Here is a 23,198-nt window from a genome sequence, read left to right as displayed (position 1 = left end):
ACGACTGAAATAGCCGTTGTATCGCTCTATTCGGCATGTCCCTATGCCTCTTTAAAATCTCGCACTCCACCGCGAAGCGGTTATGTTCAACAGTCCATTTATGAGGCCTTCGACCTCATAATAATTATTATCGGGTATACTTTTTAATTTTCCCGAGCTAGTCATAACTCACTGATTTCATTGAATTCGAAACGCTACTTTCAGAATAAAAAGGTACAACAGTTCCCAGACTGCGGCTCAAACGGGTACAGACCACAGCGCCAGAGAACAAAGGCTTGCCAGAAAGAAGATGATCAACTGTTGAAATATGAAAACTGCAAACCGTCCCGGTCACCGACTCATCCTTTTTTCCCTGTCATTGTGGCTGCCGACTTCCCGCTGGCAGACTTCAAGATTGCCCCAGATGTGCACGTTTGGCAACAGGGTTGATTACAGATGTTTTTCCATATGGATGTGCTCAATACCGGCATCCATAAACGTTTCGCCGTAGGGGGCAAAGCCCAGGCGTTTATAAAAGCCGGTGGCATGTAGCTGAGCCCCGAGATAGACGCGTTGATGCCCGGCAGCCGCGGCCTGTTCGGTCAGGGCCTGCACGGTTCCAGCGCCGATACCCTGTCCGCGATGGCTGTTCAGCACAGCGATGCGGCCGATATGACCGTCACTGAGTATGCGCCCGGTGCCGACCGGCTGGTCATCCACACAGGCCAGTACGTGCATGGCACTGGCGTCCAGCCCGTCGTATTCCAGCTCAGCGGGAACGCCCTGCTCCTGCACGAACACGGTTTCACGGATCGAGCAGATGGCGGTTTTGTGTGGACCTTCAAAATCGACAGGGATGATTCGGGGCATGTTGGTTCTCCTGCGCGGATACGTTTCAGGGAAAGGGTTTGAGACGCTTCAAAAACGGCAGCAATGAAAAGTTAAGCTGCTGGCTGATCACGCGGGCGCGTTTTTCCAGCTGGCTTTGGCTCTGGCCGTGGTCATCTTCAGCGGCGAAGACGATCCAGTTGCCGCTTTGAGTGTGGCAGCCGTAAATCGTGCCGAACTGTTGCAGCAGCAGTTCCAGTGTGTCAGGCCCCTGATGTTCGCGCCACAGGTTCATCACCAGCCAGCCACCCGGCTTCAGGCGCTCGGCGCAGAGGGTCAGGTATTCTTCACCCAGTTGCTGATCGCTTAACCCTTCGGCCCCATAAATGTCACTGAAGATGATGTCGGCCTTTCGGGTTTCCACATGACGCAGGAAGCCGAGGGCATCCTGGGTGTGGACCTGTATCCGCTTGCCACGCGGCAGTTGAAAGAAGCGATAGGCTACCTCGACCACTTCCGGGCGCAGCTCGGCAATCTGTTGCTTGCAGCTGGCAAAGCGACCATGCAGGCAGGTGTTGAGCGCCCCGGCCCCCAAACCCAGGCTGATCACCTGTTTGGGTTCCGCGAAAAGCAACGCCAGCAGCATGGCGCGCACATATTCATGCTCCGGCATGAGCGGTTCATTCCTGAGACAACAGCTTTGCTCGTCCTGATCACCAAAAGCAAGATAACGCTTGTCGCCATCGTCCAGCACGCGCACGGCACCGAACTCGTCATAACCGCGATAGATTTCGTGACCGGGCAAAGACATGGTGGCTCCAAAGGCTGCAGGGAATGAACGGGCGCATTATGACAGAGCGCACGACTAAAGTCTGGCGCCGCCCCCTGCCCCTTTCCTTTTGCCTGATGCACACTAGACTGAAACTAACCCACTGAAAGCCGGAGAGATTATGCCCCGCGTACTGGTTGTCGATGATGAACCGAACATTCTGCTGTCGCTGGAGTTTCTGATGCAGCAGGCGGGCTTCGAGGTGACGACGGCAGAGGATGCCGAGCAGGCACAGGTACTGATCAGCCAACAGGTACCCGATCTGATCCTGCTGGATATCAGCCTGCCGGGCATGAGCGGCTTTGATCTGCTGGAAGAGCTGCGCGCGGATGAGGCCACCCGCAGCCTGCCGGTGGTGATGCTCACGGCCCATGGCCGCGAGGTGGAAAAGGAGAAAGGAATGGCACTGGGGGCCAGCGATTACATTACCAAGCCCTTCTCGACCCGCGAACTGGTCAGCCGGGTTCAGGCCCTGCTGGAAAGCGGCAACGGAGGCTAGCATGCCGTCGCGTCAGAACCTGCTGGGATTCTGGATGCTGCTGTGCGGCGTTCTGCTGTTTGGCGGTATTGGGCTGCTACTCTGGCTGGATACCGTACTCACACCCGCCACACCTGAACGAGTCGCCCTCTGGGTGTTGGGCCTGAGCCCTGCCGTTGTGGTTCTGCTGCTGGGTGTGGTGCTGGAGCGCCGTCTGTTCAGGCCGCTGCGGCAGTTTCAGGTGCTGCTGGCACGGCTGGTGGCCAGCCCGGATGCTCGTTCCGATTTCCCGCTGGATGGCTGGCTCAAGCCCCTGCAGCCTGACCTTGACCATATTCGTGACGGCTGGCGCGGTGACCGGTCGCGCCTGCGTGATGCCCATGACGAGGGTGCCGCCGAGGCGCTGCGCATTCAGCAGGAGCTGGAGGGCGTGTTGCAGGTGCTGGATCTGCCGCTGCTGATCTGTGACGACCACCAGCGCTTGCTGCTGTTCAACCCAGCGGCACGCGAGCTGTTTCATGACCAGCCTGCGTTGGGACTGGGGCGTCGCATCAGCCAGCTGCTGCCCCACGCCAGCCTGAACGATGCGCTTAAACAGTTGCCGCAGGATGGCTCGCCCCGCCAGCTGCTGCTGCCCGGCGAGCCGCGCTGGCTGCGCTGCGAGCTGCGCCGCCTGGGGGTACGCCATGGTGGCGCCCTGATCACCCTGCGAGACACCACCCATGAGCTGGAAAGCGACCAGCGCTGGCGCCGTGAGCTGGCGGCCCTGCTGCCCCGCCTGCGTGGCCATGCCGGCAGCCTGGGCAGCGCAGCCGATGCGCTGGTGCAGGTCGAGCACAACCCTGAGCTGCAGCACAGGCTGGAACAGGCGATCAGCCAGGAGAGTCAGGCCCTGTCGCAAAAAGTGGAAGCCCTTACCCGTCTGGTCGAGTCTCATCAGCTGAGCCAGTCGGGGCTGGAAGAGACCTGGTCCAACGACCTGTTCAGTGCGCTCGGCGAGCGCCTGCATGAAGAAGCGATTGAGCTGACACCGGTGGGCATTCCGGTCTGGATTCGGGTCGACGGCCCGGCCCTGTTGGCGATGCTGGAGCGGTTGATTCGTGAACTGGTACAGATCCGGCCGGTGGAGGCACTGGATATCGAGGTGCTGCTGGGCAACAAACGGGTCTATCTGGACCTGATCTGGCAGGGTGAGCCCTTGACCGATCATCAGCTCAGCCTCTGGCACGCGCTGCACCTGTTCGATGACCCGCTCTCTCCACGTATTGAGGATGTACTGGCACAACACGGTGCCGAGCTGTGGTCGCAGCCCCGCAACGATACTGACACCGCCAGCCTGCGCCTGCCGCTGCCAGCGTCAAGCCGTGGTGCCCGCCCACAGCCCCGGGCGGAACAGCCCGCAGACCAGACACGACCCGAGTTTCATGATTTCAGTATTGCCGAACTGCCCGCCCCTGACGCGGCATTGGCGCATACCCGGCTGGAGGAACTTGAACTGGTGGTGTTCGATACCGAAACCACAGGGCTGGACCTGCGCGGCGGTGATCAGATCATCAGCCTCGCCGCCTGTCGCATTCTGCGCGGCCGTCTGTTGGCACAGGACAGCTTTGACCAGCTGATCAATCCACAACGACCGATCCCGCCTGACAGTACCGCCATTCATCATCTGACGGATGCCGATGTGGCCAATGCCCCGCCCATCGAGGTGGTGCTGCCACGCTTTCATCAGTACGTGGGCCCCGGTGTGCTGGTTGCTCACAACGCGGTGTTTGATCTGCTGGCGCTGCGTCTGGCCAGTGGCGAGACCGGGCCCGCGTTCAATATGCCGGTACTGGATACGCTGCTGCTGTCCCGCGCCATCGACCCGACACTGGAAGGTCACGGGCTGGATACGCTGGCCGAGCGGTTCGAGCTGACCTTCCCGCCCGGTACACGGCACACGGCGCTGGGGGATGCACGTGTGACCGCCGAACTGCTGCTGGCGCTGCTACCGCGACTGCGTTCACGCGGTATCGAAACGCTTGAGCAGTTGCTTGAGTTGCAGCGCGAAGTGGAACAGGGGCGTCCATCATGAAACGCAACGAACAGAACCGTCTACTGGCGCTGACCTTACTGGCCCTTCTGCTGTTTTCACCGCCACTGCTGTTGCTGTTCGATCGTGAAGGCCGTTGGGGCTTTTCCACCCTGCCGCTGATCATCTATCTGATCTGGGCGGTGCTGATTTTGTTGGCAGCCCTGATTCTGGAGCGTCCTCATGAGGAATGATGTCACCGTCCTCATCGTCGCGTTCAGCTATCTGGCCTTGCTGTTTGTCATTGCCGCCTGGGGGGACCGCCGCGCCGAACAGCGTCGCTCGCTGGTCAATTCGCCCACCGTGTATGCGCTGTCGATTGCCGTGTACTGTACCGCCTGGACCTTTTACGGCAGTGTGGGACGCGCCGCTACCACGGGGTTGAGTTTTCTGCTGATCTATCTTGGCCCCACACTGGCGATGCTGTGCGGCTGGATGCTGATCCGCAAGATGATCCGCATCGCCCGTGCACAGCGCATCACCTCCATTGCCGACTTCATCAGCGCCCGCTACGGCAAAAGCGGAGGCCTGGGCGCGCTGGTAGCCCTGATCGCAGTGATCGCGATCATGCCCTACATCGCCCTGCAGCTGAAGGCGATCACCGTCAGCTACGCGATTCTGACCGAGTATCCGGATCAGACGCTGCCACAGCTTTCGCTGAGCGGCTTCCTCAGCGACAAGGCATTCTGGGTATCGCTGGTGCTGGCGGTGTTCATCATTCTGTTTGGCACCCGACATCTGGACGCCAGCGAGCGCCATGAGGGGATGGTCACGGCTATCGCCTTTGAATCACTGGTGAAACTGTTCGCCTTTCTGTCCGTGGGTTTTTTCGCCACCTTTGTGCTCTACTCCGGCCCTCATGACCTGATGGCCAGTGCCGCCGCTGAGTTGCCGCACCTGGGGCAGCGCTTTGGCCTGGAGCAGATTCCCGGTGGCGCACTGGGCTGGCTCGGCACGCTGATGCTCGCCACACTGGCCTTTATCACCCTGCCACGCCAGTTTCAGGTGCTGGTGGTCGAGAACGTGAACGAACAGCACCTGCGCCGCGCCTGCTGGCTGTTTCCGCTGTATCTGCTGCTGATCAACCTGTTCGTGATTCCGATTGCACTGGCCGGGCTGCTGGGGGGCAGCGCGACTGGCGAGCCGGACAACTTCGTCCTGACCCTGCCTTTGGCTGCAGGGCTGCAGGCACTGCCGCTGCTGGTGTTTATCGGCGGGCTGTCGGCCGCGACCAGCATGATGATTGTGGAAACCATCGCCCTCTCGACCATGGTCAGCAACCAGCTGGTGATGCCGCTGCTGTTGCGCTGGCGCAGTCTGCAGCTGGCCAGCCGTCCCGATCTATCCGGCTGGTTACTGGGCATTCGTCGGGTGGCCATCATCCTGATTCTGATTCTGGGCTATCTCTACCATGCCCTGATCGGTGAGGCGTACAGTCTGGTCACTATCGGACTGGTGTCGTTTGCGGCAGCTGCTCAGTTTGCCCCCGCACTGCTGCTGGGGCTTTACTGGCGTGGAGCCAGTCGCAACGGTGCCGCTATCGGCATGATTGCCGGTACGCTGGTGTGGGCCTGGACTCTGCTGATTCCCGGCTTTGCCCTGTCCGGCTGGCTGGATACGGACTTCCTTGAACACGGCCCCCTTGGAATTGAGCTGCTGCGCCCCTACGCCCTGTTTGGGCTGGAAGGCTGGGATATCTATACCCATGCGCTGTTCTGGAGCATGTTGGTGAATGTGGGACTGCTGGTAGGCATCTCGCTGTTCAGCCGTCAGAGTCGCATGGAGCAGACTCAGGCCGCGCTGTTTACCAACGCGCTGCGCCCCGAAGCGGAACAGGCCCCAATCTGGCAGGGCCAGGCCAGCCGGTATGAGCTGTTCATGCTGCTGAGCCGTTATCTGGGCCAGCCCGCCACTCGGCGCCTACTGGACGGACAGCAACCGGAACCGGGTGACGACAGCGCCGCTACACCCGCCATGATCGCGGCGGCCGAACAGGGGCTGACCGGTGCTTTGGGCAGCGCCACCGCACGCATATTGATCAATTCGGTGGTGCGAGGCGAAGCGCTGGATATGCCCTCAATCCTAAGCATTCTGGATACCACGTCACAGACGCTTGAGTACAACCGACGGCTGGAGCAGAAGTCATCCGAGTTGGCCCAGATCGGGGAAGAATTGCGCAGTGCCAACGAACGCCTGCGCGAGCTGGATCGGCTCAAGGATGAGTTTGTGGCCATGGTGAGCCATGAGCTGCGCACGCCGCTGACCTCCATCCGCGCCTTTGCCGAGATACTGCGCGATGCCGAAGCAATGCCGGCTGAGAAACAGCAACACTTTCTGGAGATTATCGTCCGGGAGAGCGAGCGCCTGTCACGCCTGATTGAAGAGATTCTCGATCTGGCTCGGCTGGAATCCGGTCGCATGACGCTGAACCCCGAACGCTGCGACCTGGTCGAACTGGTACAACAATCGGTGGATGCGGTTACCCGGCTGTATGAGGATCGTGCAGTGAAGCTGGCCTTAAAACTGCCTGACTGCCCCTGCATGGTCATTGCCGATCCGGACCGATTGCAGCAGGTACTGATCAATCTGCTCGACAATGCCAGCAAGTTCGCCAGCGACGCGAATTCACAGGTATTGCTGACCCTGGCGCCGCACAAACGGCACTATCGCATTCGGGTGGAAGATAATGGCCCCGGCATTGCCGAGGCGGAGCGGGAAAAGGTGTTCGAGAAGTTTCATCAGATCGAGCAGGCGCGCAAGGAAGAAGGCCAGCCTGCCGGCACACGCCCACGGGGAACCGGACTTGGATTGCCGATCAGCCGCGGCATCATCAGCCATCTGGGTGGACGTCTATGGGTAGATGACCCGCAGCAGCTGGGGGGTGCCTGCCTGATAATGGAATTGCCAAAAGCGCCGGAAGAAGACAATCCTTCAGGCAGTTGCGGTTGAGGGCAGCTCGTATGCCAGCGCGGCCAGATCCCTCAGCGGGTTGCTGTCCTGGCCGTTCAACTCACGCAGTATGTCCCGCGTTTCGCAGACACATTTACCACACTGTGTACCCAGTCCGGTTGCCTTGCGAATATCACGCAGTGAGCTGGTACCTTCGTCCACCATCTGGCGGATCTGGCGGTCACTGACTCTTTTACAAATACATACGATCATCAGCCATTCACCACTAAAAGCATGAGAATAGATATCATTTATACAACCAATATAAATAACAAACATTCTCATTACAACCCATGAATGCAAATTATTCTTATCCCACAGCTTTCTGTTGAAGCCCCCTAATCTGTTTCAAATCCCACTGCAGTTGACGCTGTTCAAAATCGTCCAGCTGAGCCTGATCAATCCAGTTGTCCGGTAGCCCGTCACCTTCCGCCCGTTCCAGTTGAGCCTGCAGCAGCCTGTCCAGCAGACGTTCAAATACCTGGGTCAGTACCCTTGCCTGGCCCGCTTGCAACACCCCGGCCTGGTCGAGCCAGGCAAGACGTGTCCGGCAGGACACCTCCGGGCAGCCCTTTTTCAGTGCCAGCAGGCGCAGTGCCGCCGTCAGCGGCAGCAGCCCCTGCCGCTTGAGGTTCAGTGCATTCGGGTGCGGGGCATCCTTGCCATCTCCCTGCAGGCGTTCGAATCGATCAAGTGCCACCGGTGACTCATCAAACAGCTCGGCCATTTCGTGCAGAAACAACCCCGCCGTTGGTATCTGCGCGTGAATAGCATCGCGTAGCTGCTGCGCCAGGGTTGCATCACCGTACACCGGTGCGAAATCAAACAGGATGTTACACAGCTGCACTAGCTTGACCCGCCGAGTCGCCATCCAGAGCCGCATCTGCTCTTTCCATTCGCTGATCGGCTTGCGCCAGAGCGGGCGCGAGGCCATCACGTCGCCCTTGCAGTAGGGAATGCCGGCCTGATCCAGGCGGGCGGTGAAGCGCTCGGCCAGTGTGCGAAACCAGGCATCGATCTCGTTGTGGCGTTCGAGGGGGTAGTCTTCCAGAATCAGCGCGTTGTCTTGATCCGGGTGCAGCAGGCTTTCATGACGCCCGCCCGACCCCATCACCAGCACACAGAAACGTACAGGCGCCGGGCCCCAGCCTTCGGCCTGCATCTCGCCCATCGCTTCGTCTATGGCAACCCGATACAGCAGATCATTGTGGTCACTCAGCAGCTGGGCGATCAACCAGCCAGGCAGTGCCAGCTGCTGCAGCCTGCGCACCAACTCAGGCTGCCAACTGCGAGCCTGTGCCCAACCCACTGGTGCCTGCTGTAACAGTTGCTGCAGCGGTTCAAGCGGTGCTACCGGTAACTGTGGTTGCACGCTGTTCTGTTGACGAAAAAGTTCACGCCAGACCGAATCCATGCCGCTCTCCTCCCGTGATTCCTTTCAGCATAGAGGTCAGGGGGGCAAAGTCCAGCCGATTCAGCCGCTTAGCGCCACACACCCCGGCCCGCTGATGCGGCTGCGGCCACCACTGAGCGGTTGTACTTCGATGCGGGTAGCGATGCGGTCTTTCAGTGCCTGCACATGGGAGATGACGCCGATCAGCTTGCCTTCCTGCTGCAGGCCGGACAGGGTATCCAGTGCCGTTTCCAGCGCCTCTTCGTCCAGGGTGCCGAACCCCTCGTCCAGAAACAGCGAGTCAACACAAACGTTGCGGCTGGCCATGCCGGACAGCCCCAGCGCCAGCGCCAGGCTGATGAGGAAGCTTTCACCACCTGACAGGTTCTTGGTTGAGCGGATTTCGCCCGCCTGATAGTTGTCGATCACGTTCAGCTCCAGCGGCTGTTCGGCATCACGTACCAGCAGATAGCGGTCAGACATTTTCTGCAGCTGGCGGTTGGCGTGACCGATCATCAGTTCAAAAGTCAGCCCCTGAGCGAAGTTGCGGAATTTTTTGCCATCCGCCGAGCCAATCAGGGCATGCAGGGTATCCCAGCGCTCCAATTCACGTTGCTGGGCATCGATCGCCTGCTGCTGGGCACCGAACTGCGCCTTGCGTTCGGTATTGATGTTCAATGTCTGCTGCAAGCTGCCGCGTTTTTCCAACAACAGTCCGTGCTCTGACGTAAGCTGTTCAAGTGCCGCTGTCAGTTCTGCACTGCTCTGCTCGGTCAAGGCCTGCTGTTGCAGCAACTGCAGGCTGCTTTGGCACTGCTCCTGCAACGCCTGCAAGCGTGCCGCGTCCGCTTTCAATCTATCAGCCGCCTGCTGCAACGTTTTGAGCGATGCTTCCGGCAACAGTGCCGCCTGTAATGTCTGCTCGTCGGCAAACTGGCTTTGCGCCAGTGCGGCATCGAAGGCCTGCTGCATTTGAGCCATTTCGGTGTTCAAGTCCGTCATATGGCGCTTGAGGTCACTGATCTGCTGCTGGCGGCGGTTGAGGCTGTTCTGCTGTTCAATGGCAGCAGCCTGCGCCTGTTCCTGCGCCTGACGCGCCTGACGTATTGCCTGCTGCAGGCGCTGTTCAAACGCTGCCGTATCCGGCTCTGGTGAAAGTGCCTGTCGCTGCTGTTGCAGTTGAGTCAAATCAGTCCTTGCCGCATCCAGTGCCAGCCGTTGCTGCACACGCTCCTGTTCGGCTCGTTGCTGCTTCAGAGCCTGCTCCAGCCGGTCAATTTCAGCCAGCCGGTCGCGCAACTCGCCCCACTGCTGACGGGCGGCCTGTTGCACCTGCTCGATCTCATTCGGCGCTGGACAAGTATCCAACGCCAGCAGTTGCAGACAGTGTTGAATGGGGGGCTGAAGCGCTTCCAGGCGCTGGCTGTTGTCAGCTTCCTGCTGGAGCAGTCCTTTCTCGTCCTGCTCCAGTCGCGCCTGCTGTACCGCCAGCGCCTGCAGTTCGCTGCTCAAGGCGGTCAGTTGTTGTTCCAGACGCTGCAAGCGGGCTTTTTCTTCGGTCAGTTGCGGTGGCTGCTCGCTGCGCCAGGGATGCTGCTCCGAACCACACAGTGGACAGGGTTTACCCGGCTCCAGCTCATGGCGTTGCTGCTCCAGGTCGGCAATCCGCTCAGCCAGCCGCTGCAGCTTCTGCAGGTCCAGTTGCTCCTGCTGCAGCCTGCTTTCTTCAGCGTGCTGTTGTTCAAGCGATTGTTGTATCCGATCCTGTTCCGGTTTAAGTGCCGCGCGCTTATGAGCGGCCTCCTGCTGTGCCTGTTTCAGCTCATCGGCCTGTTGCACTCGGTTACGCAGTTCACCCAACTGCTCGCCACGACTGCGAATCTGATCCTGTTTCTGCTGTATCTGTACGCGGGTACTGCCGGCCAGAGCCGCGTGCAGTGCCTGCTCATCACGCTCGATGGCGGCCTCCAGCGTTGCCGGGTCAGGTGCTGACCCTTCAAGCAGCTCGGCTGGCAGGCGGGCGCTTAACTGTGCCACCTGCGCCTGCTGCTCACGCAGTTTCCAGTCCTGCTCCTGTAATTTACGCAGCAGGGGTTGTTGGCGTTCCAGCTCAGCTTCCGCCTGCTGCAGATGCGCCTGTGCCTGTTGTTGCCGGGCTAGCGCCGCATCGGCGGCGTCCTGCAGGGCCGGAAGTCCTGCCTGAAGCGGGTCAAGCTGCTCTTGCGCGCGCTGCAGGTCGCCCCGGCGCTGACGCAGCGGCTCATAGGCAGGCCTGAGTGCCTCCGCTCGCAGCGCCTGCTCCAGCTGTTGCTGTTGCGGCGCAAACGCCTGTTGTGCCTGCTCCAGTTCATGCCACTGTTGTTTCAGTTGCGCGGCCTGCCGGGATTCCCGGTCCAGCTGCTGTCGCCAGTTGAGCAGCGTTTGCTGCTGTCCGATCACGTTTGACCGCTGCTGTACCTGCTCTGACAGCTCGGCCAATTGCCGTGACAGTGTAGCTTCTTCCTCCTCATCCAGCAGCTGCAGGCCGGACTGGGCGGCTTTCAAGTGATCGAGTCTCTGTCGCTCCTCGCCCCTTCGACGATGCACTGCGACAGAGATATCGGAATAGATCGAGGTGCCGGTGATCTGTTCCAGTATGGGGGCACGTGCGTCGGCGTCGGCCTGCAAAAAGGCCGCAAAGCCGCCCTGTGCGAGCAGCATGGAGCGGGTGAAACGGTCGAAATCCATACCGGTGAGGCGCTCAATGGTGTCGGCCACATCCTTGAGCTTGGTATGCAGCACCTTGTCGGCATCGGCGTCTACAATCTCGTGTTTGGGCTGTTGCAGCGCGCCATCGGCCTGTTTGCGGCTGCGGTGCTGGCTCCAGTGGCAACGCCAGCGTCCCTGCGGGGTTTCAAACAGCACCTCGGCAAAGCACTCGCCGGTCTGACGTGACATCACCTCATTCTGACTGGCATTAACCCGGCTTTGGCGCGGCGTGCGCCCGTACAGTGCCAGACAGATCGCATCCAGCAGGGTCGATTTTCCCGCCCCCGTAGGGCCGGTAATCGCAAAGATGCCATCGCTGATATAGGCGGGATCGGTCAGGTCGATCTGCCATTCACCGGCCAGGGAGTTGAGGTTTTTGAAACGGATCTGAAGAATACGCATTGTGTGTCTCTCTGACGCAGGCGCCTATTCGGCACGATGGTCCTGCTCGGCCATGGATTGCAGCACGCTGCCAAACAGACGCTTCAGTTCATCCTGTTGCGTCTCGGGTACCTGATGCAGTTCAAGCGCACGCTCGAATACTTGCATCGGCTCCAGATCATCCAGCGTCTCCTCTTCACCGCTGCGCGCCAAAATGCGCTCCACTACCCGGTTGTTGCGGACCCTCAGTATGGTCAGCTGGGTGCCATCGGTATGCTGTTCCAGCCAGTCGCGCAGGTCGGCTGCCACCTGTTCGCCTTCGTACAGCACTTCCAGCCAGATCGAGGTTTGCTCCTGCGCCAGCTTGTCCAGTGCGGCACTCAGTTGAGCCTGATCACCCTTGATCCGCTCCAGCCTTTGAAAACGCGGGATATCGATCAATTCAAGCTGTGGGCGACGCCCTTCAAACTCGATCAGGCACAGGCTTTTCTGTTGTTTCGCTTCCCCAAATCCCATGGCCAGCGGTGAGCCACTGTAACGAATCTGCTCGCAGCCCGACACGGCCTGAGGTACATGCAGGTGCCCCAGTGCCACATAATCAAGGCAATCGGGAAAGGCATCCACACCCACCTGCGCCAGAGATCCCACATAAAGATCACGCACCCCATCGCCATCAAGCGTTTTGCCACCAGCGGCAAACAGATGGCCCATGCCGATCAGCGGCACATCCACCTGCAGTGACTCTCGCAGCTCTTCGGCAGCGACACAGACCTGCGCATAATGCTCACGAATGCCCTGCACCAGTTTGCGGTCCTTGTCCTCAAGACTTTCGCCCGCTTCACTCTGGCGAATATCACGATCACGCAGGTAGGGAACGGCACAGATAATTGCTTCAGGTGCGCCATTTTCTGCTTTCAGCAATACCACTTCATCTGCCGGATTGTCACAGGCAGCACCGACCACATGCACGTCCAGCGCCTTGAGCAAACCGGATGGCGCATTCAAAAAACTGGGAGAATCATGATTGCCACCAATGATCACCACATGACGACAGCGCGAGCGCGCCACTTGGTGCAGAAAGCGGTAATAAAGCGCCTGCGCCCGGTTGCTCGGGGTAGTGGTATCAAACAGGTCGCCGGCGATCAGCAGTACCTCGACATTCAGATGCTCGATCTGTGCCAACATCCAGTCAAGAAAGGCGGCAAATTCATCGTAGCGCTTCTGGCCGTACAGTAATCGGCCCAGATGCCAGTCGGAGCTGTGCAGGACACGCAACGTTTGACGACTCCCCTCGGCCCCGGTTTTGGCCTTTGCCGGGGCACGTTCCGTGCGCGCCGAGCTAACCGGCACCGAAGGCTGCGGCAGCATCTCTTCATCAAACAGTGAAGGCTGATCAGACACGGTTACTCTCCCTGTAGGGTCGCGATGAGGGTGCGGCGGCCAGCGCGATTACGATGTTCACCCAGATAGATCCCCTGCCAGGTGCCCAGCGCCAACCGCCCATTGGCAATAGGCAGCACCAGACTGACGCCAAGTATGCTGCTTTTGAAATGAGCAGGCAGGTCATCAGGGCCTTCATAGGTATGCTGGTAGTAGGGTTCGTTTTCCGGCACATTGCGGTTAAAAAACGCCTCGAAATCAGCGCGAACGGTCGGGTCGGCATTTTCGTTCAACGTCAGGCTTGCAGAGGTGTGTTGCAATAACAGATGCAGCAGGCCGGTGCTGACTCGGCGTAATTCCGGCAGTGCCTGTTCGATCTCGTCAGTCACAAGGTGGAAGCCGCGAGGTCGCACCTTGAGACTGATGGTTGTTTGATGCCACATATGAAGAACCGATGGATAACTGAATGGCACGACTATAGAGCTGTGTATCGGTGTTCTCAACCACATCTCGTACAGGCAGCGTTTTACATGTGCCAATCATTCAGGCGTGCTAATCGATCATTTGATAGCGCCGATAGAGCACCTCTATCCTTTTCACATAGGCTTGGGTTTCAGCATAGGGCGGTATGCCACCGTACTGCTGCACTGCGCCGGGGCCTGCATTATACGCTGCCGTTGCCAAGCGTACGTCTTGGTCATAGCGCTGGAGTAATCCGGCCAGATAGCGCACGCCACCGTCGATATTCTGCTCAGCATCAAAGGGGTTACCGACACCGAGCTCTGCTGCCGTTTGCGGCATCAACTGCATCAGCCCCTGCGCACCGGCTCTGGAACGCGCTTGCGGGTTAAAGGCGGATTCAGCATGAATCACCGCACGTACCAGCGCAGCATCCATATCATGTAGCGCGGCGATCCGTTCGATTTCATCCCGATAACGGTCGGCAAACAAGGGGGTCGTATCCCAATTAACGGTAGAATCAACCTTGCAGGCAAAACAGTCGAAACGCACCAGTTCATATTGCACGCCACTCGGTTTTGCATCGCTGAAAGAGAGCACACCGTCAGCATTGCGGTATTTGTAGTAGGTATTGACCACAGCTGCCTTTTGTTCAGGCGCAACGTTGGTGTATTCCACCCGACCATCGGGATGCACAATCTTGCGCATCTCTGCGGTGGCATGAAGGCTAGGCAGCAACAGTGTGGCAAACATGAGAGGGTAAACGTATCGGTACATGGCAGCAGGGTCGAGTCTCAAATCCATTTATGCAACATTCTAGAACCTGTGTGCGGGAAATGCTGCCCCTGTGGGGCAGCTTTATCGGCCAGACTTGACCGAGTGCATGTCATTCAGTCGAAAAGGTCGCGGTGCATGATGCCTTCGTTGACCCAGCGTGCCATTTCAGCCTCTGCTTCAGCCTTGCTGGCCCCCTTGCGTTGCAGTAACTGCATCAGCACGCCGTCGATCCCCCTCCCCAGCGTAGATGCGCGACCACAGATATACAGGTTGGCACCCCGGTTGATCCATTCCAGCAGTTGATCACCCCGGTGTTCAATCCGCTCGGTGATATAGCGTTGATCACCACCATCACGAGAGAAGACGGTATCAAGATTGGTGATAACGCCCTGCTCTTTGAGCGCCTTGATCTGCTCTCCATACAGGAAGTCACCTTTCTCGTGACGGTTACCAAACAGCAGCCAAACCGGTCCCTTTCGATCCGTGGCAGCGCGCGCCTCAAGAAATCCGATAAAGGGTGCAATGCCACAACCAGTCGCTACTAGGATCATCGGATGCTCTGAGTTCTGAGGCGGATTGAACCCCGGATGAGCCACCAGTTCGACACTCCGTGATTCGTTCAGCGGCCAGTTCAAACAGAGTTCACTGCTGCCGAGACCCAGAACCTCATTACCCTGTTCAGTTTCATATCGCAGCAACCCTACCGTCAGGCGCACCTTGCCGGGGCTTGTCTCATAATCCGAACCGATTGAGTAGGTGCGCGGCTCTGCATCAGGTCGGGGCTGAAACTGGAACAGGTCACCGGGGGCAAAACGGGTACTTTCCGGCACGGCAAACGTCAGGCTGTAACTGTGAGGGCTATCGTCACCCATCGGAGTATCCAGACGGGTGCGCTCAATCAGTGTCGCCTCACACCGTTGCCGTTGCACGGCCATACCACCGATCTGCAGGTTCCAGTTGTTGTACTCGGCGAGCTGTCGCAACCATTGCTGCCAACCAACGGCGGGGTCACCATCCACCTCGTGCAAAGTCAGTCGTTCATGGGCACCAGCCTTGATCAACTCAGTCCGCAAGCGCTGGCCACCGGCACAAAAATGGGTATAGCGGCGATCACCCAGTGCCAAAAGACTGAATGACACGCCTTCCAGCTGCCTGGCTTTGATTCCGCTCACCCAGCTACGGGCATTATCCGGTAGCTCACCTTCACCGGTAGTCGAACAGATCACCAGCACCTGTTGGTAAGCATGCCACTTACTGGCAGGAAACACGGCAATCGATCCCTGGTCGGCAATAATCCCTGACTTTTCAAAAGTGGCTGCGGTTGCAGTGGCCAAGCCCTGAGCTGTGCCGGTCTGACTGGCAAAGACGATAAGTACCTCTGCACCTGAACGGATATCGCTGATACGAGCGGCTTGTCGACGCCTCAACCAGCTGATGAACCCTGTCAGCGTCAGCCCCATAACGAGCATCCCAACCAGCATGTTGAAAAGCCCGGATACCCAACCACCCCAAAGCCCTTCATGTAACATTTTGGGCCAGTTGGAGGACAAATCGATGGGAGTCGCCTGATCGCCACTGACCACCAACATGGCTTCCTCGGTTTCGATCAACAACGAACCTGACTTGAAACCACGCGCACTGATCAACCCCGACAGGTTATGCTCGCCCGCCGCCTGCTCCAGACCCTGTTGCAACGGGGTGGGCTCCGCCCCGCGCTGCAGGCCCAGATCAGGACGTGCTACATGCAAGGTCATCAGAATACCGGTCAACGGCAGTAGCAGGACTAACGGAAACAGCCACACACCCAGGAATTGGTGCCAGCCCAGCAGTGACTGCTTGAACTTTGGCCAGCCCAACAAAATACCAGCCACTACTATTGCCAGCATTGCCCAAGTCGCCCACTCCACCAACCATCCGGCATCAACCAGCAGATCCTTGTGCAGATCTTTGATCCAGTCAAAGAACGCCCCACCGGACGTCTCACTGGGACCAACACGCACTCCATCGCTCAGGCGGTACTCACCCAGCGCAGGTATAACCCATTGACCGGACGTTGCACTGCGTTCGATGGCGACAACCGGCCCATCGGCAGACGCACTTTCCAGTAAAGCCTGCACCTGGCTAACCTCAACAGCCCCGGTGTAAGGCGGTGCCGAAAGATCGGCCAGCACAGGCTTGAGCGCCAGCACCATACCGGTCAACGTAATCAACAAAAACAAGGGGGTCAGGAGCAGAGCAAGCCAACGGTGCACCTGCAGCAGGTACGATCTCATCATTCACCATCCTTAGCCATAGCGGCCACTGATTCAGTCAGTTGACCTCTATTTTAACTGAGCCTGACTTAAACAAAGATTAAGGTGCGTAAAGATACGTAAATCTGACCAGTGGCTGTCGAATATACATACATCTACAAATGTATCGATGTTTTTATACCGCCGATACGATAAAATAATGGTTCATTTTTCAACGATTTGAGTTGGGGTTCTTTACAGCTATGGCTAGACGCACCAAAGCCGAAGCAGCAGCCACGCGCGAAGCGTTGATTGATGCAGCAGAAGAGATGTTCATGGCTCATGGTGTAGCACGTACCACACTGGAACAGATTGCCCGTCATGCTGGCATGACACGCGGTGCTGTCTATTGGCATTTCAAGAACAAGGCTGACCTGTTCCGGGCCATGCTGGAACGGGTGCGAATGCCGTTTGATGAACTGGTGCAGGAGATTGATGATCCTGCACTGACCGAGTCCCCACTGAACGCAATTCGCCTGGCCTGCCTCAAGGGTCTGGCACGACTTGAGCAGCCCCGCTATACGCGTGTGCACTCCATTCTGTTGTACCGCTGCGAATTTTTCAGTGATATCGACCCTATCACCATGCAGGAAGAGATCGCCTGTGACATTCATGAGGCTCTGCTGCGTTATTTCGCCCTCGCCGCGGATCAGCAGGAGCTTTCAGTTGCACCAGAGGTGGCTGCCGATTTGATGAATACCTGTCTCTCCGGCCTGTTTCATGATTGGCTGCGCAAACCTGACGCGTACTCTATCCTCAGCCGTGGTGAGACACTAATTTCCCACCTGATTGGGCTGATGACCCACCGCTGAATCGTACGGTTTACCCCCTGCTCCCATAATCGTGCAATAAAAAAGGCGCCGTCCCGAAGGAGAGCGCCTTTTTCCAGTTTAACCTGAAGGTCAGTGAGCCGTATTTGACTCAGCCACACCACGCTTGCGTCTGAGCCAGTCAGACACATGTGCAATCATGGCGTAGAAACTCGGCACGAAGCAGCTGGAAATGATCGCCACCGACGCCATACCGACCGACACCGCCGTACCGATATGATGACTGCTCACATCGCTGGCACCGCTGGCCAGTGCCAACGGCAGGGTACCGAGAATAAAGGCAAAAGAGGTCATAACGATTGGGCGGAAACGCAACTCAGCTGCGGTAACAGCCGCTTCATGAATTGATTTGCCCAACTCCCTGCGCTGCAGTTCGGCGAATTCCACGATCAGAATGGCGTTTTTCGCGGCAAGCCCCACCACCACTAACAGGCCGATCTCGACATAGACGGACACTTCCAGTCCCCTCAGCACAATCCCGCCGATGGCACCAAAAAAGGCAAACGGCGTGGCGGTCATAACCGCCAATGGCAGGGACCAGCTTTCGTACTGTGCCGCCAGAATCAGGAACATCATCAGAATACCGAAGATGATCGCCATGGAAGCCGTATTCCCCAGGGTTGTTTCCTGATAGGCCGTACCGGTCCAGCCCATGCCCCAGTTGTCACCCAGCTCCTGCTGTACAATCTCGTTCATGGCAGCTATGGCCTGAGCCGAGCTGTATCCCGGTGCCGGTCCGCCCTGGAACTGGGCACCCAGATAGACGCCGAAACGGGATACCACCGCCGGACCAACCTGACGTTCCAGCGTCACGAACTCGGACAGAGGAATCCGTTCGCCATTTCCGGCGCGCACAAAGATATTATTGATATCTTCGGGCTCATCACGGTACTCGTCCTCGTTCTGCAGATACACCTGGAAGTTGCGGTTTTGATAGCTGAAATAGTTCACAAAACCGTTACCCAGCGTATTCGACAGGGTTGCGTTCAGATCGGTCAGTGGCACCCCGTAGCTCAGGGCTTTCTGCTGGTCGATGTTGGCGCGGAACGAAGGTACATTCACATTGAAGGTGGTGAATACCCGCTGCAGCGCAGGATTCTGGGCGGCGGCCTGCATCACTTTCACCGATGCCATGTACAGCTCTTCCGAGCTGGCACCGCCAAAGGACTGCAGATAGCCGGTAAAACCGCCTGTTGTTGAGAGTCCCATAATCGGCGGCATGTTGAAGGCGATGGCACTACCACCGTCAATCTGTGCACCCAACTGCATTACCTGGCCCACCAGCCGGTCAACTGTCAGTTCACGCTCTTCCCAGGGCACCAGACTAATGAACATGATACCCCGAGCGGTGTTAACCGCACTGGAAAGGATGTCATAGCCTGCAATTGACACGACATGATTAACGCCGGGGATCTGCTCGATCTCCTCACTCAGCTTACCCATGTACTGACTGGTTCGATCCAGTGAAGCGGCATCGGGCAGCTGAACACTGACCAACGCAATCCCCTGATCCGTTTCCGGTACCAAAGAAGTCGGCGTCGTGCTGAACATCCACCAGGAACCGGCACTGAACGCAGCGGTCAGCGCCAGTGCAAGCACCCAACGCTGTACCAGCAGCTTAACGATCCAGACATAGGCAGTTGTAACAGCCGCAAACACGCGATCAAACAGGCGAAGTGGCGCATGCAATACGTGCAACACACCCGAACCTTCGAAACGCGGCTTGTGTTTGATGAAAATGGCCGACAGTGCCGGTGTAAAGGTCAGTGCCATCAGGGCCGAAAAACCAACCGAGATCGCCACCGTCAGGGCAAACTGTTGGTAGATCTGGCCGGTAAAACCGCCCAGGAACGCTACCGGCACAAACACGGCCGCCATGATAAGCGAAGTCGCAATAACCGGGCCGCCCACCTCTTTCATTGCTCGGATGGTGGCATTACGCACGCTGATGTCATCATCTTCACTCAACACACGCTCAACGTTTTCCACCACCAGAATGGCATCGTCCACAACGATCCCGATCGACAGCACCAGCGCAAACAATGTCAGCAGGTTGATTGAGAAGCCGAAAAGATAGAAGCCGGCAAAGGTTGCGATAACCGACACCGGCACCACCGACATGGCGATCACGGTAAAGCGCCAGTTCTGCAGGAACACGAACAGAATCACGCCAACGATCAGGAACGCCTCGATGAAGGTCGTCACCACGGTTTCAACGGATGAACTGATAAACAGCGTGGTGTCGTACGGTACTACGTAATCCAGACCCGGCGGAAAGCGTCCTGCCAGCTCTTCCATCTTGGCCTTGACCGCCAGTGATGTTTCCAGCGCATTGGCGCCCGGCTGCTGGTTGATGATAATGGGCGTCATACCGGCCCCATCAAGACGTGCATCGATACCGTAGAATGAGGCGCCCAGCTCGATACGCGCCACATCTTTCAACAATAGCGCCGAACCGTCAGCATTGGTGCGCAGGAAAATATTACGGAAATCATCCGCACTGGACAGGCGTCCACCCGCCGTCACGGTATAGGTATAGGCACGCGGATTCGCGTTGGGTGTTGCCGCCAGACTGCCTGCCGGCACTTCGGTATTCTGCGACCGAATTGCGGCTGCCACTTCAGTTGGTGTCAGGTCATACTGCGCCAGCTTATCGGGGTCCATCCAGATGCGCATGGCGAACTTGCCACCACCGAGCACCTCCGCTTCACCCACACCCGGCACCTGACGCAACTCGTCCAGTACATTCAGGGTGGCGTAGTTCTGCATGTAGATGTTGTCGTAGTCACCCTGGGGCGAAATCATCGCCACTACCATCAGGATGGAGCTGGAGCGCAACTTGACCGTCACCCCCTGCGCCTGTACCTGTTCGGGCAGCTGCGACAGCGCACCCTGCACACGGTTATTGACGTTGATGGTGTTGGTATCACCATCAGTGCCGATATCAAACGCCACGCTCAGGCTCATGATACCGTTGTCGGCACTGGTCGAGGTCATGTACAACATGTTCTCGACCCCGTTGATTGCCTCGGCCAGTGGGGCTGCCACGGTCTGGGCCACGGTCTCGGCATTGGCACCGGGGAAGCGCGCTTCCACCGACACTGTGGGGGGAACCACACTGGGATACTGCTCGATTGGCAGCACGCGCATGCTGACAACCCCGACCAGGGTCAGGATAATTGCCAGCACCGTGGCAAAGATCGGCCGACCGATGAAGAAATTGGAGAAATTCATTCGGCGTTCGCCTCCTCTGCCGCTTCATCGGCGGCTGCCTGGATCGGCGTACCCGGCTTGATATCGGAAGGATCACCGGATACAACCTGTACACCCTCTTCCAGCCCTTCGAGAATGATCTGCCATTCACCGGCAATCTCACCCAGCTGAACCGCCTGTGCACGAGCCTTGCCTTCTTCATCAATTACAAATACCTGAGGCCCCATCAGCCCCTGAGTAACGGCAATTTCAGGCACGGCAATCACATTGAAACGCTTCAGCCCTTCGATGCTGACACGCACAAACTGCCCCGGCAGTACCTGTGCATCAGGGTTTTCAAAGCGGGCAGAGGCCTGCACAGTACTTGTGCTCTCATCCACTCGAGATCCCAGAAAGTCCATCTGCCCTTGCAGAGTCAGGGACTGGGTACCGTTGTTGCCAGCCAGCTGGAGCGAGGCCCGAATTTCTCGAATATCAGTCTCTCCGACAGCCAGCTGCTTGCGCAGCTCAAAGGCATCCCGTTGGGGTAGCTGGAAGCGTACTTCAAGCGGGTCCAGCGGGGTGATGGTCACCAGTTCTGAACCGGCATTAACCAGATTGCCCAGATTGATCTGGCTGAGTCCAACCATGCCGGCAACCGGTGCCTTCACCTGGGTGTAATTCAAGTCAATACGTGCACTGGCCAGTGCCGCCTCTGCCTGAGCAACACGGGCCTGAGCAACACTCTGTTCAGCCTCTGCCTGATCGACCTGCTGACGACTGACTGAATTACGGCTGAGTAGCTGCTGATAACGCTCCGCATCGCGGCGGGCGCGGTCCAGCTCTGCCTGGGCACTTTTCAGGTCTGCAGCCCGTTCGTTGACGCGAGCCTGATACAACTCTGGCTCGATGGTATAGAGCAGATCCCCCTGCTCAACCCAGTCACCCTGCTCGAACTGACGCGTTTCCAGCACCCCAGTCACACGCGCCACTAACGTGACTTCGTCATCGCTGCGCAGCAATGATGAATATGATTTTTGTAGCGGAATATCCTGTCGCTTGACGGTTAGTACTTCGGTCGTCACCGGCGGAAGTGCCTGCCCGCCGGGGGCGGCGGCACTCTGAGGCGCTTCGTCGCTGCCACAGGCCACCAGCAGCGATGCCGCCAGAGCCAGCAAAACTGCCCGACCGGTATGAAAAGCTGTTTTCATGACGTTAATCCCGTTCCCAAAAGCAGAGTGAAAAGATAGGGTATTTTACATTCATCCATGTATGGATGTAAATCAGACTATGCTGACTAAACACTTTCACGACAGGCCACGTAAAAGCTTGTTGATATCAAGCCTTTTAGGCGATCAGTGGTCTCTGTTGTCCGCTGCAGCATGAAACTCTTTTAGCCGGTTGCAGGTCCTAAGCAGTAGAACATAACGGGAGATGCCCATGATGATCCGAAATGGATACCTTGCTGGCGGCGTACTTGCGCTGGCACTGTCTGTATTTGCATCAACACGGCTGACCGCAGCTGACACCCCAGCTACTCCTGACCTGTCGCAGTATCAAGTAGCAACCTTTGCCGGAGGCTGTTTCTGGTGCGTCGAGCAGGGCTTCGAAAAAATTCCCGGTGTTATTGAAACCATCTCAGGCTACAGCGGCGGCACCGAGCCAAACCCAACCTATGAACAGGTGTCCTCAGGCAGCACAGGTCATACCGAAGCTGTACAGGTCTACTATGATCCGACCCTGATCACCTACAAGGGGCTTGTAGAAGGCTTCTGGCGTTTCATGGACCCCACCGACGCCAAGGGCCAGTTTGTCGACCGTGGGCAACAGTATCGTCCGGCCATTTTCTATCATGATGATCAGCAGCGACAGGTTGCCGAATCCTCCCGTGATATCTTGGCCGCATCGGGGCGCTATGACAAACCTGTGGTGATCGAGATCACGCCCTTCAGCACATTCTACGAAGCAGAAGACTACCATCAGGACTACTACAAAAAGAACCCGGTGCGGTATCGCTTTTATACCCACAACTCAGGGCGTTACCAGTTTATCGAGCAAGTCTGGGGGGATGATCAAACACTCGACTTCAGCCAGTTTCGCCCAACTAAAGCCGAGTCTGGCAGTACAGAGATGGGGCCACCTGGGAAGGACTATCAGCGCCCCTCGGATGAGGTTCTGCGTCAGCGTCTGACACCGGAGCAGTTCAAGGTGGCACGCGAGGATGGTACTGAACGCGCCTTTGAAAATGAATATTGGGATGAAAAACGTCCCGGCATTTATGTTGATGTCATTTCAGGCGAGCCACTGTTCTCATCACGCGACAAGTATAAATCCGGCACTGGCTGGCCCAGTTTTACGCAGCCTATAAGCAAGGGCATGGTCACTGAGCACGAGGACCGTTCATGGTTTATGACCCGAACTGAAATTCGCAGTGCACTGGCCGATTCACACTTGGGCCATGTATTCAATGATGGTCCAGCACCCACCGGACTGCGCTACTGCATGAATTCGGCAGCCATGCGTTTCATCCCGCTTGAGGAGATGGAAGCACAGGGCTATGGTGACTGGATCGACGCGGTTCGCTGAGGCCCGTGGCAGGCGCTGCGGCAATAC

Annotated in this window: 17 protein-coding genes; 6 read left to right on the top strand and 11 right to left on the bottom strand. The window is 57.9% G+C overall.

Features of this window, described 5'->3' with window-relative positions; all coding sequences use genetic code 11:
• Window positions 1-429 precede the first annotated feature (429 nt).
• Window positions 430-849, bottom strand: a complete 420-nt coding sequence (locus tag BLV48_RS15070; RefSeq protein ID WP_091827621.1) for a GNAT family N-acetyltransferase — start codon at window positions 847-849, stop codon at window positions 430-432.
• Window positions 850-874: 25 nt separating this feature from the next.
• Entirely contained in the window at window positions 875-1,618 is a 744-nt protein-coding gene (locus BLV48_RS15065) for a spermidine synthase (RefSeq protein WP_091827620.1), read from the bottom strand.
• Between the two features lie 139 nt (window positions 1,619-1,757).
• Here BLV48_RS15065 and BLV48_RS15060 point away from each other — a divergent pair, with 139 nt between their 5' ends.
• Genes BLV48_RS15060 through BLV48_RS15045 form a run of 4 tightly spaced genes read left to right on the top strand, consistent with a single transcriptional unit; the run spans window position 1,758 to window position 7,134 of the window.
• Window positions 1,758-2,135: a response regulator transcription factor gene (locus tag BLV48_RS15060; RefSeq protein WP_091827619.1), complete on the top strand. Its 378-nt coding sequence runs from the start codon at window positions 1,758-1,760 to the stop codon at window positions 2,133-2,135.
• A gap of 1 nt (window position 2,136) precedes the next feature.
• Window positions 2,137-4,188 carry a 3'-5' exonuclease gene (locus tag BLV48_RS15055; protein WP_091827618.1) on the top strand — a complete coding sequence of 684 codons (2,052 nt, stop codon included), beginning with the start codon at window positions 2,137-2,139 and terminating at the stop codon, window positions 4,186-4,188.
• On the top strand, window positions 4,185-4,379 hold the full coding sequence (locus BLV48_RS15050; RefSeq protein WP_091827617.1) for a hypothetical protein: 195 nt from the start codon (window positions 4,185-4,187) through the stop codon (window positions 4,377-4,379). Before BLV48_RS15055 ends, BLV48_RS15050 begins: the two co-directional genes overlap by 4 nt.
• Window positions 4,369-7,134, top strand: coding sequence for a sensor histidine kinase (locus BLV48_RS15045; protein ID WP_091827616.1), 2,766 nt, complete (start codon window positions 4,369-4,371; stop codon window positions 7,132-7,134). The genes BLV48_RS15050 and BLV48_RS15045 overlap by 11 nt, the downstream gene beginning before the upstream one ends.
• Here the strand turns inward: BLV48_RS15045 and BLV48_RS15040 are convergent.
• The 7 genes from BLV48_RS15040 to BLV48_RS15010 form a co-directional block, all read right to left on the bottom strand.
• Window positions 7,117-7,347 (bottom strand): (2Fe-2S)-binding protein, encoded by a 231-nt coding sequence (locus tag BLV48_RS15040; protein WP_091827625.1) that lies wholly within the window; start codon window positions 7,345-7,347, stop codon window positions 7,117-7,119. The genes BLV48_RS15045 and BLV48_RS15040 overlap by 18 nt on opposite strands.
• Before the next feature lie 97 nt (window positions 7,348-7,444).
• Window positions 7,445-8,548, bottom strand: coding sequence for a DUF294 nucleotidyltransferase-like domain-containing protein (locus tag BLV48_RS15035; protein WP_091827615.1), 1,104 nt, complete (start codon window positions 8,546-8,548; stop codon window positions 7,445-7,447).
• 60 nt (window positions 8,549-8,608) lie between these two features.
• On the bottom strand, window positions 8,609-11,677 hold the full coding sequence (locus BLV48_RS15030) for an AAA family ATPase (RefSeq protein ID WP_091827614.1): 3,069 nt from the start codon (window positions 11,675-11,677) through the stop codon (window positions 8,609-8,611).
• A 24-nt stretch (window positions 11,678-11,701) separates the two neighbouring features.
• Entirely contained in the window at window positions 11,702-13,057 is a 1,356-nt protein-coding gene (locus tag BLV48_RS15025; protein ID WP_217633033.1) for an exonuclease SbcCD subunit D C-terminal domain-containing protein, read from the bottom strand.
• Between the two features lie 2 nt (window positions 13,058-13,059).
• A complete protein-coding gene (locus BLV48_RS15020) occupies window positions 13,060-13,479 on the bottom strand; it encodes a secondary thiamine-phosphate synthase enzyme YjbQ (protein ID WP_091827613.1) in 420 nt (139 codons plus the stop codon).
• A gap of 109 nt (window positions 13,480-13,588) precedes the next feature.
• Complete coding sequence (locus BLV48_RS15015; protein ID WP_254775060.1) at window positions 13,589-14,299, bottom strand: lytic transglycosylase domain-containing protein; 711 nt, start codon at window positions 14,297-14,299, stop codon at window positions 13,589-13,591.
• 86 nt (window positions 14,300-14,385) lie between these two features.
• Window positions 14,386-16,548 (bottom strand): PepSY domain-containing protein, encoded by a 2,163-nt coding sequence (locus tag BLV48_RS15010; RefSeq protein WP_091827611.1) that lies wholly within the window; start codon window positions 16,546-16,548, stop codon window positions 14,386-14,388.
• A gap of 218 nt (window positions 16,549-16,766) precedes the next feature.
• Here BLV48_RS15010 and BLV48_RS15005 point away from each other — a divergent pair, with 218 nt between their 5' ends.
• Window positions 16,767-17,375 carry a TetR family transcriptional regulator gene (locus BLV48_RS15005; RefSeq protein WP_091827610.1) on the top strand — a complete coding sequence of 203 codons (609 nt, stop codon included), beginning with the start codon at window positions 16,767-16,769 and terminating at the stop codon, window positions 17,373-17,375.
• Window positions 17,376-17,465: 90 nt separating this feature from the next.
• On the opposite strand, the gene BLV48_RS15000 is transcribed toward BLV48_RS15005, so the two are convergent.
• Window positions 17,466-20,627: an efflux RND transporter permease subunit gene (locus BLV48_RS15000; RefSeq protein ID WP_091827609.1), complete on the bottom strand. Its 3,162-nt coding sequence runs from the start codon at window positions 20,625-20,627 to the stop codon at window positions 17,466-17,468.
• Window positions 20,624-21,796: an efflux RND transporter periplasmic adaptor subunit gene (locus BLV48_RS14995; RefSeq protein WP_091827608.1), complete on the bottom strand. Its 1,173-nt coding sequence runs from the start codon at window positions 21,794-21,796 to the stop codon at window positions 20,624-20,626. Before BLV48_RS14995 ends, BLV48_RS15000 begins: the two co-directional genes overlap by 4 nt.
• Before the next feature lie 229 nt (window positions 21,797-22,025).
• Between BLV48_RS14995 and msrB the strand changes: the two genes are divergently transcribed.
• Entirely contained in the window at window positions 22,026-23,171 is a 1,146-nt protein-coding gene (gene msrB / locus BLV48_RS14990) for a peptide-methionine (R)-S-oxide reductase MsrB (protein ID WP_254775059.1), read from the top strand.
• Window positions 23,172-23,198 lie beyond the last annotated feature (27 nt).

The sequence above is a fragment of the Marinobacterium iners DSM 11526 genome (genome assembly GCF_900107855.1).
Taxonomy (GTDB): Bacteria; Pseudomonadota; Gammaproteobacteria; order Pseudomonadales; family Balneatricaceae; genus Marinobacterium; species Marinobacterium iners.
Note: the sequence above shows the minus strand (reverse complement) of the source record. Positions and strands in the feature narration are given on the sequence as shown.